This is a genomic window from Collimonas sp. GW821-FHT02H07 (genome assembly GCF_059421505.1).
In genome coordinates, this window is sequence record NZ_JBWKVC010000018.1 from 37,494 (window position 1) to 49,958 (window position 12,465).

Genomic DNA, 12,465 nt, shown 5'->3' on the forward strand with positions numbered 1-12,465 from the left:
GCTCATCTGGCTGAGCGCTCCCGGCGTTGTCGCAAGAAGCTCTGCAAACTCTGCTCGCGTAACGATGGCTTGGTCGGCCATGCGGGCGAACGTGACGCGAAAATCGTTTTGTGCTTTCGTCATATGATCACCTGTGATCTGGAGTTATCTCAGGCATCAATGTATGATCGTGGGAATCAATTGTCGCGGGGCAGATTATGCAAACGAGAGAGATCATCAATGTCGAATGACGGCCCGAACCGCGGCCGTGGCATGCGGCCACATATAAAGAGATTTGCGTTCGGTCTGTTGACAACGCTGCAAAAGACTACTGGGCTGTCTTATCGCGCGCTGGATAGAGCACTGGACTACCCTGCAGCAACTGACTCAAGAACCGAGGCATATATTAGCAGCAACCCTAATACTGATAGGGCATTGCAGACTGCCGCTCTTCAGAATTTGGAACACCGGGCGGCAAAAATGCTTGGTCGCCCAGAGTTCAAAATAGTTGTTCGAAATTTAGGCACCGGCCCCTTGGTTGGTGGCAACGGGAGTTTGTTGCCAGGTGGCGTTCCTGCAGAATACAAGTTGCCTCGAACTTCTCGTGAGGCAAAGCGCGATACGCTCCTGATTACCTATGAGCGATTTGCAGATGGTGCAATGCGTGGTTATGGCGAAAATTACCCTCCTCCCATGGAGGATGTAGCAATCTACCTGCGCGAGATCGAGGATGAAGCTGGGCTGCCTGACAGTAGCTCTGCGGAGGCGTTGCGCAGGCGAGATTGGGCTGCTAATAGACGCGAATGGGTCGCACAGTTCATGGACCCATCTGCCGGAATTCTGCCGGAATCGCCAAGTAAAACTGTGTGATTTCGAGAGATGGCTAGTGATGCAAATCCGTTGTTAAATCAGGTGATTGGTAGTAATCTACGGGCGCTTGGTTTGATTTTTATTCGGCTCTTAATCCGTAGGTCGTGTGTTCGAATCACACACGCCCCACCAACAGAACATCAGCAAGTGCTAGTTGGCAAAAAGGGCTTCCGAAAGGAAGCCCTTTTTGCTTTGCGCAGTGGGCATCTAGCGCGTGCCCAATAATCATCCCAAGCGGACTCATTGTGTGAACTGACTCGCGCTTTCTGGCTGTAACGTCGCGTTTGCTTTCGGACTGATTTGTATTTGATTCTGGATATGAAGATGTCTCCGGTTCGATGACCTTTTTAGTATTCTAGTGGTTCACCTTCTAAGTATTGCGGGCGCTATTCCTAGCCTCCATACCCAAGAAAATTCTCACTAAATCTTATCGTGATAATTGTTAAAAATTGTCATGATAAATAATCAATATTTTCTCTTGCCATTGCTTAATTATCAAGCTTATAGTTGCCACATTTAACGGGTGAATGAGGGAGCTTTATGCGGCGCTACAACATCGTTCACGGTGACAAGACTACGGCAGGCGGAATAGTCCTCGCTTCCCAGAACTCCTCTACCAATATGGGCAGAGCCATCGTTATGATTGGCGACCAGGTAATCTGCCCGAAGTGTCACACAACGGGCGTCGTTGTTGCATACGGCCCTCGCTTGCATTGCTACTTCATGGGCAGAGAGGCTGCCCTAGACAGGGATTTGTGTGTGTGCGCCTGCAATCCAAAGCCCAGGCTCATCAATTCGCTGAATTGCATGGGCCAAACCATGACTGTTGAAGAGGTTGTCCAGCAAGGGTATGGCTCATGGGTCGGTTACAAAGAAGGCCCGAGTACGCCTACCACCGGCACATTATTCGATGACAAATTCGTGCTCAAAGACGGGGCCGGTAAGCCAATTCCCAACGCCATATACGCAGTCGAGCGTCATTCTGGTGTATTCGAATACGGCGAAACGAACGGGAGCGGGCATACATTTTTACTCGCAGCTACGGTAGTGGCCGAAAACGTTAAATTCTATCTGGTGGGATGACTGGGCTAGAAAACGAGAAATGAAAAGGGTGGGCAATGTGGATTCGTGGTGTAGGGATAATACGGCTAGGTGACTCGAATACAAGTGGCGGAAAGGTTGTTTCCGGTTCATCAACTGGTTCCGCATTTGGGAGAGCGTTTGCCCGATTAAATGATTTGGTGGACTGCCCAGGGAAGTATCCAGATGGTCGTCCCCATGGCGTGAATAAGATCATCGAGGGTTCGCCCCACTTTCTTTATCACGACATTCCTGTTGCTCTTGATGGTCATCGAAGTGAATGCGGCTGTGCCTTGATTACCAGTTTTGGACCGGCTCCTATAATTCAAGAGGAAGCTTGGAGTCCTCCAATCAGCCGACTTCCCTCCAGCATGGAACTACTTACAAATTCTATCGACGAATTTTTCGATGATAAATTTGCCCTGAAAAATTCAGATGGTCAGCCTATTCCCAATACCGTTTATGCGATTGAACGCAGTTCGGGGGCAATCGAATACGGCACAACGAATGGGAACGGGCATACACACTTACTGTCATCTGTTGCCACTTCCGAAAATATTAACGCTTACCTTGTGGGATGAATATGCCAGATCCAAAGCCAATACATGTAGGGCCAGATGGCACTAAGTACCGCTACGTCGGTTCGGCGACCACGACCCCAACAACGGATACCTCGATAAAAGTAATTACCGTTTATCCTGAAACGATGTGTCCAAATATGACGAACGAAGAGTTCGCCAAGACAGTTATGCATTTGCGAGATGTCGCGATGGAACGCGCCATGATACGAATCGCTGAACTCGGTCGATGGGGAGTGAATGATAGGAAGGCATGCATTCAATGGTTCGGTTCAGACGGCGAAGAAGTACGATCGGCATTGCTGAAAGGACTTCCACAAATAAGTCGCGTGTTGTCCAAGCTCACTCCGTCCAATTTTATACGCTTGTCGGAAACATCATCGAAGCATCTTAGCTGCGATACTAGCAAAACTGATAGGAATACAACAGCAGCGGTTTGCAAGCCTGACACAGAAACACATACGATTGCAATCGGTCTAAATTTTTGCGAAATGCCTGACGATAAAAAGAATTTTGATACAGGCGAACCTTTCCTAGGTGATTCCAAACTGATTACTCTTGTACATGAAATTTCACACTTCAATGACACCATGAATTCAGACGACACTTGGTACTCCACAAGGAAGGCCGTAGACGAAGCGATAGAAGGTAATAAACTTTGCATCTCCACCGCTGACAACATCGCTGGTTATGTTGTTTTTGCTCGGAAGGGGAAATAATGAAACGGCTCGTTAGCTTTGTCGCTACCCTAATGCTGACATCTTTAGTTTCTGCAACCTCGTTTAGCGGGCTAGAACACGATATACAGTTTGATGATAATTCCAGTCAAATTCGGAGCGAAGAAATACGATCTCTGATTGATTGGAAAATAAATTCTGTGGAAATGGGTGGTATTGATTACGAAGTTTTTTTGTACAAAGATGACCAACTTGGGGTAGGTTCGAATCTTGTTCAAAAGCGTAGTGACGCTATCGTGTCATTCATGAACAGGGCAGGAATTCAAATTACGAAAGTAGTGATTGTAGACCAACAATCTAAACGAAGAGAATCTGGTTTGTCGAAAAAACAAACAAATACTGCAACAATAATATTTCAGCCCCCATGCACGAAGAGTCATGATTGCGCTCTTCAGCCGATTACAGGCGGGAAGCCAGCAGAGCAGAGCAAATAGCATTGACTAACGGAGTGTGCGATTAGAGCGATGACTACTTTATTTTAAATTGCTCTTTTGATATTCATTTTTTACTTAGTTTTTCTTTTTCTGACATGAACAAGAATCACGGAACCAACTATATTTCTGACTATGGCCTGTCGCTTGTTGTGAGAACCTTCCGGCGAGGTGATGATTCGACCTGGACTGAGCCTACATGGGTAGGTTCGGAGGAAGGTTCCGGCCCGCTTCTGTTTGTCTCGCCTATAGACGCTGAAATTTTCAGACTTCGACGTAACAGCACTAGCGCCGAAAGCGACGATCCTGAAGAGACGAATAATTGGAGGCGTATTTCACTGAGCAAATTTGACCTCTATCAACATGCCATTGATTGCAAAGGAAAACTTGAATGTATGTTGGCGTTCGGTTTTTCTGCAACGTTGGAAGGTAATCTGTTAGGTCCCAGGGGCGTGCCACGAACGCTTCATGTTCCAATACCGTTCACTGTGTCGACGAATGCTCCACGTCCTACCTTCAGTTTCACCGGATGGGTCTTTGATTTTATGCGCGACCAGTGGAAAATTATTGGGGCTTCAAACTACGCCGACCAGCTTGAAGGCCTCAATTCACTGGACAACGACACCATCCATGCACTTGCCAAGGAAGCCATTAACCGGGTTTCTTTCACTAAATACGAACCGGATGTTACAGACTGGGGTGTATTTCTTCCTGATACAAAACAATGGAAAATGGGGCCGCCGGAGGAGCGCCAGAAAGAATCGTTTCATTAGCCCTATGAGGTGCGCTGTCAATAGCGAACACCTCCGTCTCAAGCAGCAGTCCAGTCCCCATCGCACAACCTACAAGAGTCCCATTACCACAGCCATCACTACCGCCGCAGTCCTGTTGGTCACATTGAGTTTCGTAATTGCATTTTTGATATGGAAGTTGACGGTGTGTTCGGATATGGACAAGATCAAGCCGATTTCTGCCGAAGTCTTGCCGTCTCCGATCCATTTCAGGGCCTCTGCTTCACGCGGAGTGATCGGGCTGTTGGGGCCGTTGGTCAATGTCGGCATGATATGCCGCGACATGTTCAAGTGGGCCGCTTGCGCCAGCCAATTCATTTGCGAACTCTTGTGCTGTAGTTCGGCCTCGGTGAGCAATTCTGCAGAGCGGGCCAAGGTCAGTATTCCAAAGATCCCGTTCCTTTCGATGCAGGATTTCGCCCAGCCGACCCGAAGGCCGAATGATTGCGCTTCATTCCACAACTCTGGCGAATTGGCGAACATCTCATTCGACCAAACCATGGCTTGGGTCGAACTCTGTCCATGTCTGACCGTAGGGTCTTGAAGAACGTAGTCCCGTTCCCTATACATGTTCTGCCAAGTCTCTGGGTAATTGTTGAGCAAGGTGGCCTGTCGATTAAACAGTGGATAGCTCACCCTCAAACCATATGCGCAGTATTCGAAACCAAGTGCACGTGCGCCTTCCGCCAATTCAGCGAAGCACTCGTTCGCGTCATGACCGCCATTGATTAAGTTTAGAATATCTTCTTGCCAATTTTTCATTGATTGAACCAGCCTGTGCTCATAACTAAAGGGGACCCATCTATCAAGACAATTTTTCGGCGAGTTTGAGTTGTGTCCGTTTCCAATGCTGCAGCTGGTCGGCGCTGCCCCGTGATGCTACTTTCGCGCTGCTATACCTATCAACGATCAGCGCCCGCCACCAATCCGCTGAGATAGCCGTTGGCCGGCGTCTGGTAAATAAGGGATGGGTGCGGTCGCATTGCGTGTAGAACCCGAAGTATTGCGCCAATTCCGCCATCGGCTCATCCATGTTGGCGTAGCCCTTCAAGTGCACATCCTCGTGCTTCGCGTTGCGTCACAAGCGCTCGACGAAGAAGTTGTCCAAGGCCAGACCGCGCCCGTCCATGCAAATGATCACGCCTTCGCGCTTGGGCAAGTCCGTAAAGGCGGTGCTCGTGAACTGCGAACCTTGTCGCTGTTGAATACCTCGGGCTTGTCATGCTCGCGCAGAGCGTCTTCAATGTCAATACCGAAACGAAGATTACCAAATGGCGCGTTAAAAGTGTACCAATTCGGATTAATAAGTGGAGTCGTTGAGGCACTGGATTCTTCTTTTTTCAATCCACATTTCAATACCAGGCAGACTTCAGTGGTTTCTTCAGTGCGCATTCTGAGATGGGCTTTCTACGGTTGGCATCAACCAGAGCATCCACGCCGCCTGTCTCCATTGCCGCTTGATAGCGCTAACACGCGTCGCGGGGAAATTCCGTCACCTTACAGACACGAGACATGTTTCCAAGTTCGGCAGCAAGATTGCGCCGGCCGACCTTGCGCTTGATGGCATTCTGAGGAAGCCGGCGCATGGGATTACTGCTTGGCGCTCATGCGCTGGTTTGATCCCGGATGTACTTCTGACACAGCCTTGTCCTGCCTTTGTTTACGTCATATCTCCGATACGTGGATAGCAAGAGACCGATTCGTAAGCACCTCCTTCCTGTGCACTAATTTTCTTTCCTATCCACTCCAATCGCTTCACGCCTGAAATCTTGCGATGCATTGTGCGCCCTCCAAAATTTGGTAGCTATCGCTGTCGACGCTAATCGTCGAAGATCGCCCTGTTCCCGATTTAAGGAAGTCGCTGTCAGGGATATTCATTGGGCGGCCATGCGCAGAAATACGCCCAAGTGCAACTCGCTGAACTTGGGTGAGTTGAATTCAAATGAATCCTGCTTGTGTCGTGATGGATGGATGGCTTTCTCAATGTCTGGTGCATTGTTTAGCGCAGCCGCCTTCCATTGAAGATGCCAAAAACAGATGCTCGCGACAGCATCGAAAGACGTTGCGACTGTGCCGATCCGTTCACTCAGCGTAGGTTGAGCGGCTTTGCCAGATAAGGATTGAGTTGTCCCCTTCAGTGACAAGGTCGCTGGGCAAGGCATCTATTTGAGATGCTGTGACATATGGAGAATGTTAATGACAGACGGTGATATCAAATCTAATCCTGTTGCTCTGGTGAGCGGCGGATCGCGTGGCATAGGAAAGGCAATTTGCATCGCGCTGGCGCAAGCCGGCTACAACATTGCATATTGCTACCGCACTGCCGGAGACGCGGCGCTGGAGACGCAACGTCAATGCGAGCAATTCGGCGTGCAGGTATCGGCCACGCAATGTGACGTGTCCGATGGAAGTGCTTGCAACGATTGGCTTAAGTTGGCGACCGCGCGCTTTGGCAAGATCGACGTGCTGGTCAACAGCGCCGGCATTAATCGAGATGTCGGATTGGTGAGCATGTCTCCGAACGACTGGTCGGAAGTCATCAATATCAATTTGAACGGTGTGTTCAATTTGAGCAGGGCGGCGATATTCCATTTCATCAAGAATCGCGCCGGCACGATCGTCAATATTTCATCGGTATCGGGCGTGTACGGCAATGCCACGCAGACCAATTACTCCGCGGCCAAAGCCGGGATCATCGGTTTTTCAAAAGCACTGGCGAAGGAAGTTGCCGGCTACGGCATCCGGGTCAATGTGGTTGCTCCCGGTTTCATCGAAACCGACATGACTGCGGCGCTGTCCGACAAAACCGCTGCCGCCATGCTGCTCCGTATTCCATTGAAGCGGTTCGGGCGATCCGAGGAAGTTGCATCCATGGTCCGGTTCCTGGTGTCAGAGCACGCTGCCTATGTCACCGGCCAGGTATTCCAGGTGGATGGCGGGATCACCATCTGATCGGAACCGACGCATGACGACGACAAAATCATTCCATCAAGCCCGCGCGATTCGCACATTCGAACAATGGCATTGCCATGCCGACGGCGATTGGGAGTTTGAATGGAAATTCAAGCTGGATGATGTGGCCTTTCAAGGTCATTTCCCGCAACAGTCGCTGCTGCCAGGCGTATTCCTGCTGGAGATGTCGCAACGCGCCGCTGAATTTGCGCTGCTTCGGAATGGCTTCGCACGACCCAGGTTGCTGCGCGTTGAACGTTTTCGGTTTTTTCAGCCGATCGTGCCGGGCGACACCTGCGTACTGAAACTAGATTGGGAATCGTCTTTGCTAAATCATTCCATCCAGGTCGGATTGCTCTTCGAAAAACATGGAGAGCGCGTGGCGCAGGGCCGAGTCACCATGGTGTGCGGAGGAGCTGTCGATGAACTTTGATGCGGCGCATATTCTGCATGTCATGCCACAGCGTTATCCGATGCTGCTGATAGATCGCTTTGAGGCGTTGCCGGATCCCGAGCGCGGACTGGCGTTCAAGAATATTACGCTGAACGAACCCTGCTATCAACACGTCCAGGGCACTCCTGTCGCCGACGAGATGCTGGCCTATCCCTTGGCGTTGCTGCTCGAGTCGTTCGGCCAGGGAGTGGGTTTGCTGCTGTCGCAGCAAGGGTTCCTGGCGCAGACGCAGGAACAGTGGGCGGTGGTATTCGGTGAATTCACCGGTATTGAGGTCAAGGGCGGGGCTTATCCTGGCGATCGTTTGCGCCACGAAATCAAGCTGGACCTGGTTAGCTCGACTATGGCCGTGGCCAGCGGCGAGACCAGAGTTGGCGAGCGCAGTATCGCTTCCTATCGCAGCATCAAGGTGTTTCGCGTAACCCATGCGACGCTGGTCGGGGAGCTCAGCGATGCGTGAGGCTTCCCAGTTGCATGATCTGGTCTCGGCGGAGCCGCTGGCGATGGTGGTCGGGCTGGGAGCTGTGTCGCCCATTGGAGGCTGCGTTGCCGAATTCTGGGATGCGCTGTTCCAGCAGCCCGCGGATCCCTCTGTCGAGGCCATTGCCGGTTTTCCTGAACCAGACCAAACGCCGCACCATGCCTACGCCATGCCGGCCCATCACATCGGATGCGAAGTACGAGGCTGCCAAGCCAGTCGTTTCGAGAGCATTGTGGCCGGTGCGGTCGAAGAGGCCTTGGCCGACGCCGGATGGGACGCTGTCGCAGGCGAGCACTTGACGCTTGGCTTTGTCCTCGGCACCGCTGCCGGCGATACGGAAATTGCGGAGAGCCTGCGCTGCGGAGGCGGTGTGCCGCGCTTCGCAGAGCATAACAGCTATCGCTTGCTGGATCGCGTGGGCGAATTGACCGGCCGTGATTTTTCAGGACCGATTTTTTCGATGAGCAATGCTTGTTCCGCCGGCTTGTATGCCCTGACGCAGGCAGCCGAACTGATTGCTAGCGGATCTGTCGACGCCATGTGCGTGGTCGGCGCCGATGTGCTTTCCCGCGTGACCCAGGCCAGCTTCCATCGCATGACGGCGTTGGACCCCGAGCGCTGCCGGCCGTTTGATGCTGAGCGGCAGGGCACGGTGTTTGGCGAAGGCGCGGTCGCCATGCTGTTAGTGTCGTGTGCTGTCGCCAAGCGTCTGGAGCGCAGCGCATATTGCCAGGTGCGCGCATACGGCGTCAGCTGCGATGCCTTTCATCCGACCTCTCCGCAACCGCAGGGACGCGACATCCGCTCGGCGATCAAGCGCGCGCTCAAGAACGGCCGCGTCAGCAGCGAACAGATTCGGTTGATGCTTCCGCACGGGACGGGAACTCCCATGAACGACCGTATAGAAAGCGACATGATCGAGCAGTTGTTTGATTGTTCTGGCGATGATTTTCACGTGCTGCCGATCAAGGCGCACATTGGACACTGCGCTGGCGCGTCGGGCAATTTTGCGGCGCTCGTCGCGGCCAAGGCAATCTCATTGCGCACGGCTCCGCCGACCCTGCACATACGGGTGCCCGATCCGGACTTGCCGCTGCCGTTTCCAAAGACCGCAATCAGCCTGGCGGAAGCGCCGGCGGTGCGGGTTCTGGTCAACGCCTATGCTTTTGGCGGAAGCAATATTTCGATATTGCTGGAGGCGCCCAGCCATGGCTGATGTCTACTTCGGATCCATGGCGGTGCTGGCTCCCGGCGTCTCGCATAACTGGCGTGCAGGGCAGGCCATGCTCAGCTGCGACCAGCCGGCCGCACCGTGGAGCGCGGCGTGGTTCGATGTCAAGCAGCAGCTGCCCGGCGTCAAGCATCGCTATTTGAATGACACCTCGCGCTATAGCCTCGCTGCAGCCATGTCTTGTCTGCGGTCCAGTCCGGAACTCGAGTGGCATGGGGCCGCGGAAGAGCGCCGTGGCGTGATCGTCGGAACTGCCGTGGCTGATTACGCGGTGCGCGAGCACCATGACCGCAGTGTGCTGAGCGGGGAGACCGATGCGCTCAATGCGATATCGTCGCCCAACGTCTCCGCCAATATTGCATCCGCCCACGTTTCGATTGCATGCCATGCGCGGGGCTTCGCCACCACGCTCACTTCGCCCTTCCTGGCGGGCTTTGAAAGCTTGGCGGTCGGCTTTATGGCCGTGCGCTCCGGTCGCGCCGACGCCGTGCTGGCCATCGCGGCGGAGGAAGTCCTGCCTGCTGCCGATGATCAACGGATTACCCCGGGCGCGATCGTCTGCGGCCTGCAGCGCCAATCGTCGGCGGCATGCCGCCGTCTTGTCGACGTCAGCTGGGGGCGTCATCAGCCATCCTCGGCCCGCCTGGCGAAGGATGCGGAGCGCTTCCTTGCTGCGATCGCGGCTGACGGGACACAGTCGCCGGATTGGGTTGTGATACGAGACAGATCAACGCCAGCTGCGAACACTGCTCGCACCTGGCTGCAGCATGCGCGACGCGCCGGAGTAGCCGTCACGCCGCGCGAGCTGCTGATTGAAGAAGCAGGAACCGTTGGACCGTTGCTTGCGGCGATCAGCATGATCACCGACGGCAAGCAAGTAGTTTTGTCAGTGATTTACCAGAGCCGTTATGTCGTACTTTTCATAGCCTAATTAACCACCATTAAAGAAGGAATATGCACATGAATACTATGGTTACCAAACAAGAGCGTCTCACTATCATCAAGAACATCGTCTCCGAAATCCTGGAGATCGAACCAAGCGAGATGACTGAAACCAGTCTGTTCAAGGAAGAGCACGACGCCGATTCGTTGCGGGCGATCGAAATCCTCGCCACCCTTGAAAAGGCGTTCGGCGTCGAAATCTCTCAGGAGGCCCTGGCACGCATGGTGAATCTGGCCGGCGTCTACGACGTGGTACGGGAAGTGGCTCACTGGCAGGACTAGGACCAGGAAACCGCTACGCGATGACCAATGGGAGAAATTGTCTCCGCCATTACCGGGCAAGCCGAGCGACCTTGGGGCGGCTGCACTGGATATCAGCCTGCTTTTGGAGGCTGTGTCACGGATCGTGCGTACTGCCTCGCCGTGGCGGGACTTGCCGGCTGAAATGGGTAATTGGCGCACGACATACACCCGGTTCAAGCGCTGGGGCGAGACCGGTGTATGGCTGCGAGTCGTCGAAGTCCAGTGATGACCGGCGTCTGTATAAGGACCGCAATCTGGTCGAACGTTTTTTTATCGGATCAAGCAATCCCGACGCATCGCAACACGTGATGAAAAACCGGCACGCAACTGCTTGCCGTTTCTCGATACCGTCTGCACCGGCATCGGGATTGCTTGAATGTAGGCAGGCCTTAGTTCGACCATTATTTTTTTAGGAGAATAGAGCATGCGACGAGTCGTCGTGACCGGCATCGGTGCCGTCAGTAGTGTGGGTATGGGTGTCAAAGCGTTTGCTCAAGCGCTCAAGGATGGCGTTTCCGGTGTTTCCGAAATCAGGTCCTTCGACACAACGGGTTTCGCCTCCAACAAAGGGTGTGAAGTTCAGGGATTCGAGCCCGAACAGTGGATGCAGCGGGTTGAACCGGCCACTCTCGGGCGTAGTGCGCAGTTTGCCGTGGCGGCTGCCAAGATGGCGGTCGCGGACGCCGGTATCGATCCGCGAGAGTTATCAAGCAGCCGTTGCGGCGTATCGATCGGCACCACCGACGGCGAGTCGCAAGTCATAGACAAATTGACCGAACAGGCTGTCCGTTCCGGTTATGCGTCGATTGATTATGAGCTCACTCGCCAGGTGCCGTCGCATCGTCTTTCCTTTGCCATTGCGCGCGAGCTGGATCTGCGCGGCGGCGCGGTGACGATTCCTACCGCATGCTCGGCCGGCAATTATGCGATCGGATATGCCTATGACAGCATTGTTCTCGGCGATACCAATTTCATGCTGTGCGGCGGCGCCGACTCGATTTGCCGGAAGACCTTCGCCGGCTTCTATCGGCTGGGAACGATCGCGCCTGAAGTCTGCCAACCCTTCGATGCCCACCGCAAAGGCATACTGACCGGCGAAGGAGCGGGCGTCCTGCTGCTGGAGTCTCTGGACAGTGCATTGGCGCGCGGCGCCAGGATCTACGCTGAAGTTCTTGGCTACGGCCTGACCTGCGATGCAGACCATATGGTCGCACCGAACCGCGCCAGCATCGCTCGATGCATCCGCCTGGCTCACCAGAACGCCGGCGTTCAGGCACAGGACATCGACTATATTTGCGCTCACGGAACCGGTACTGTGGCTAACGACATTACCGAAGCCGGCGCCATCCATGAAGTATTCGGCGACGGCAAGCCGCCGGTCTCGTCGATCAAGTCGATGATCGGCCATACCATGGGCGCCGCCAGCGCGCTGGCCAGCATTGCCTGCGCGGTGGCAATCAAGGATGGCTTCATTCCTCCGACCATCAATCATCGCGAAACCGACCCGAACTGCAATCTGGATTGCGTTCCCAACCACTCGCGCAAGGCCAGCTTGCGCGTTGTGCAGAACAACGGTTTCGCATTCGGCGGCAACAACGCCATCACTATCTATGCACACTACGACCGTTAAGAGGAG

At 53.7% G+C, this 12,465-nt stretch carries 14 protein-coding genes and 3 pseudogenes; 15 read left to right on the top strand and 2 right to left on the bottom strand.

Features of this window, described 5'->3' with window-relative positions:
• The first annotated feature begins 219 nt into the window (after positions 1-219).
• The 7 genes and pseudogenes from AC07V8_RS22520 to AC07V8_RS22550 all read left to right on the top strand — a co-directional run bounded on the left by AC07V8_RS22520 (position 220) and on the right by AC07V8_RS22550 (position 4,448).
• On the top strand, positions 220-849 hold the full coding sequence (locus AC07V8_RS22520; RefSeq protein WP_494680289.1) for a hypothetical protein: 630 nt from the start codon (positions 220-222) through the stop codon (positions 847-849).
• 540 nt (positions 850-1,389) lie between these two features.
• Positions 1,390-1,608: pseudogene (locus AC07V8_RS22525) on the top strand (PAAR domain-containing protein); the annotation flags it as partial.
• 48 nt (positions 1,609-1,656) lie between these two features.
• The gene (locus AC07V8_RS22530) at positions 1,657-1,932 is read left to right on the top strand and encodes a hypothetical protein (protein WP_494680349.1); all 276 of its coding nucleotides are present in this window, start codon (positions 1,657-1,659) and stop codon (positions 1,930-1,932) included.
• 35 nt (positions 1,933-1,967) lie between these two features.
• Positions 1,968-2,234 (top strand): annotated as a pseudogene (locus tag AC07V8_RS22535) (PAAR domain-containing protein); the annotation flags it as partial.
• Positions 2,235-2,512: 278 nt separating this feature from the next.
• Positions 2,513-3,226, top strand: a complete 714-nt coding sequence (locus tag AC07V8_RS22540; RefSeq protein ID WP_494680290.1) for a M35 family metalloendopeptidase — start codon at positions 2,513-2,515, stop codon at positions 3,224-3,226.
• Positions 3,226-3,678, top strand: a complete 453-nt coding sequence (locus AC07V8_RS22545) for a hypothetical protein (RefSeq protein ID WP_494680291.1) — start codon at positions 3,226-3,228, stop codon at positions 3,676-3,678. The genes AC07V8_RS22540 and AC07V8_RS22545 overlap by 1 nt, the downstream gene beginning before the upstream one ends.
• A gap of 95 nt (positions 3,679-3,773) precedes the next feature.
• Positions 3,774-4,448: a hypothetical protein gene (locus AC07V8_RS22550; protein ID WP_494680292.1), complete on the top strand. Its 675-nt coding sequence runs from the start codon at positions 3,774-3,776 to the stop codon at positions 4,446-4,448.
• 69 nt (positions 4,449-4,517) lie between these two features.
• On the opposite strand, the gene AC07V8_RS22555 is transcribed toward AC07V8_RS22550, so the two are convergent.
• Together AC07V8_RS22555 and AC07V8_RS22560 are read right to left on the bottom strand one after the other, a co-directional pair.
• Entirely contained in the window at positions 4,518-5,228 is a 711-nt protein-coding gene (locus AC07V8_RS22555) for an autoinducer binding domain-containing protein (RefSeq protein WP_494680293.1), read from the bottom strand.
• A gap of 121 nt (positions 5,229-5,349) precedes the next feature.
• Positions 5,350-5,711 (bottom strand): annotated as a pseudogene (locus AC07V8_RS22560) (integrase core domain-containing protein); the annotation flags it as partial.
• Between the two features lie 951 nt (positions 5,712-6,662).
• Between AC07V8_RS22560 and fabG the strand changes: the two are divergent.
• From fabG to AC07V8_RS22600, 8 genes are all read left to right on the top strand, one after another.
• Positions 6,663-7,418, top strand: coding sequence for a 3-oxoacyl-[acyl-carrier-protein] reductase (fabG, locus tag AC07V8_RS22565; protein WP_494680294.1), 756 nt, complete (start codon positions 6,663-6,665; stop codon positions 7,416-7,418).
• 13 nt (positions 7,419-7,431) lie between these two features.
• Positions 7,432-7,851 carry an ApeI family dehydratase gene (locus tag AC07V8_RS22570; RefSeq protein ID WP_494680295.1) on the top strand — a complete coding sequence of 140 codons (420 nt, stop codon included), beginning with the start codon at positions 7,432-7,434 and terminating at the stop codon, positions 7,849-7,851.
• A complete protein-coding gene (locus AC07V8_RS22575; protein ID WP_494680296.1) occupies positions 7,841-8,332 on the top strand; it encodes a 3-hydroxyacyl-ACP dehydratase FabZ family protein in 492 nt (163 codons plus the stop codon). Before AC07V8_RS22570 ends, AC07V8_RS22575 begins: the two co-directional genes overlap by 11 nt.
• Positions 8,325-9,569 (top strand): beta-ketoacyl synthase N-terminal-like domain-containing protein, encoded by a 1,245-nt coding sequence (locus AC07V8_RS22580; protein WP_494680297.1) that lies wholly within the window; start codon positions 8,325-8,327, stop codon positions 9,567-9,569. The genes AC07V8_RS22575 and AC07V8_RS22580 overlap by 8 nt, the downstream gene beginning before the upstream one ends.
• Positions 9,562-10,515, top strand: coding sequence for a beta-ketoacyl synthase N-terminal-like domain-containing protein (locus AC07V8_RS22585; protein WP_494680298.1), 954 nt, complete (start codon positions 9,562-9,564; stop codon positions 10,513-10,515). Before AC07V8_RS22580 ends, AC07V8_RS22585 begins: the two co-directional genes overlap by 8 nt.
• A gap of 29 nt (positions 10,516-10,544) precedes the next feature.
• The gene (locus AC07V8_RS22590; protein WP_494680299.1) at positions 10,545-10,808 is read left to right on the top strand and encodes an acyl carrier protein; all 264 of its coding nucleotides are present in this window, start codon (positions 10,545-10,547) and stop codon (positions 10,806-10,808) included.
• Positions 10,756-11,055, top strand: coding sequence for a transposase (locus tag AC07V8_RS22595; RefSeq protein ID WP_494680346.1), 300 nt, complete (start codon positions 10,756-10,758; stop codon positions 11,053-11,055). The genes AC07V8_RS22590 and AC07V8_RS22595 overlap by 53 nt, the downstream gene beginning before the upstream one ends.
• A 198-nt stretch (positions 11,056-11,253) precedes the next feature.
• Positions 11,254-12,459, top strand: a complete 1,206-nt coding sequence (locus AC07V8_RS22600; protein WP_494680300.1) for a beta-ketoacyl-[acyl-carrier-protein] synthase family protein — start codon at positions 11,254-11,256, stop codon at positions 12,457-12,459.
• The last annotated feature ends 6 nt before the right edge of the window (positions 12,460-12,465 follow it).

What these genes read in the sequence shown, in the direction of transcription:
- AC07V8_RS22520 (WP_494680289.1), top strand. Translation starts at nt 220, where the DNA reads ATGTCGAATGACGGCCCGAACCGCGGCCGTGGCATGCGGCCACATATA.
- AC07V8_RS22530 (WP_494680349.1), top strand. Translation starts at nt 1,657, where the DNA reads ATGGGCCAAACCATGACTGTTGAAGAGGTTGTCCAGCAAGGGTATGGC.
- AC07V8_RS22540 (WP_494680290.1), top strand. Translation starts at nt 2,513, where the DNA reads ATGCCAGATCCAAAGCCAATACATGTAGGGCCAGATGGCACTAAGTAC.
- AC07V8_RS22545 (WP_494680291.1), top strand. Translation starts at nt 3,226, where the DNA reads ATGAAACGGCTCGTTAGCTTTGTCGCTACCCTAATGCTGACATCTTTA.
- AC07V8_RS22550 (WP_494680292.1), top strand. Translation starts at nt 3,774, where the DNA reads ATGAACAAGAATCACGGAACCAACTATATTTCTGACTATGGCCTGTCG.
- AC07V8_RS22555 (WP_494680293.1), bottom strand. Translation starts at nt 5,228, where the DNA reads ATGAAAAATTGGCAAGAAGATATTCTAAACTTAATCAATGGCGGTCAT.
- fabG (WP_494680294.1), top strand. Translation starts at nt 6,663, where the DNA reads ATGACAGACGGTGATATCAAATCTAATCCTGTTGCTCTGGTGAGCGGC.
- AC07V8_RS22570 (WP_494680295.1), top strand. Translation starts at nt 7,432, where the DNA reads ATGACGACGACAAAATCATTCCATCAAGCCCGCGCGATTCGCACATTC.
- AC07V8_RS22575 (WP_494680296.1), top strand. Translation starts at nt 7,841, where the DNA reads ATGAACTTTGATGCGGCGCATATTCTGCATGTCATGCCACAGCGTTAT.
- AC07V8_RS22580 (WP_494680297.1), top strand. Translation starts at nt 8,325, where the DNA reads ATGCGTGAGGCTTCCCAGTTGCATGATCTGGTCTCGGCGGAGCCGCTG.
- AC07V8_RS22585 (WP_494680298.1), top strand. Translation starts at nt 9,562, where the DNA reads ATGGCTGATGTCTACTTCGGATCCATGGCGGTGCTGGCTCCCGGCGTC.
- AC07V8_RS22590 (WP_494680299.1), top strand. Translation starts at nt 10,545, where the DNA reads ATGAATACTATGGTTACCAAACAAGAGCGTCTCACTATCATCAAGAAC.
- AC07V8_RS22600 (WP_494680300.1), top strand. Translation starts at nt 11,254, where the DNA reads ATGCGACGAGTCGTCGTGACCGGCATCGGTGCCGTCAGTAGTGTGGGT.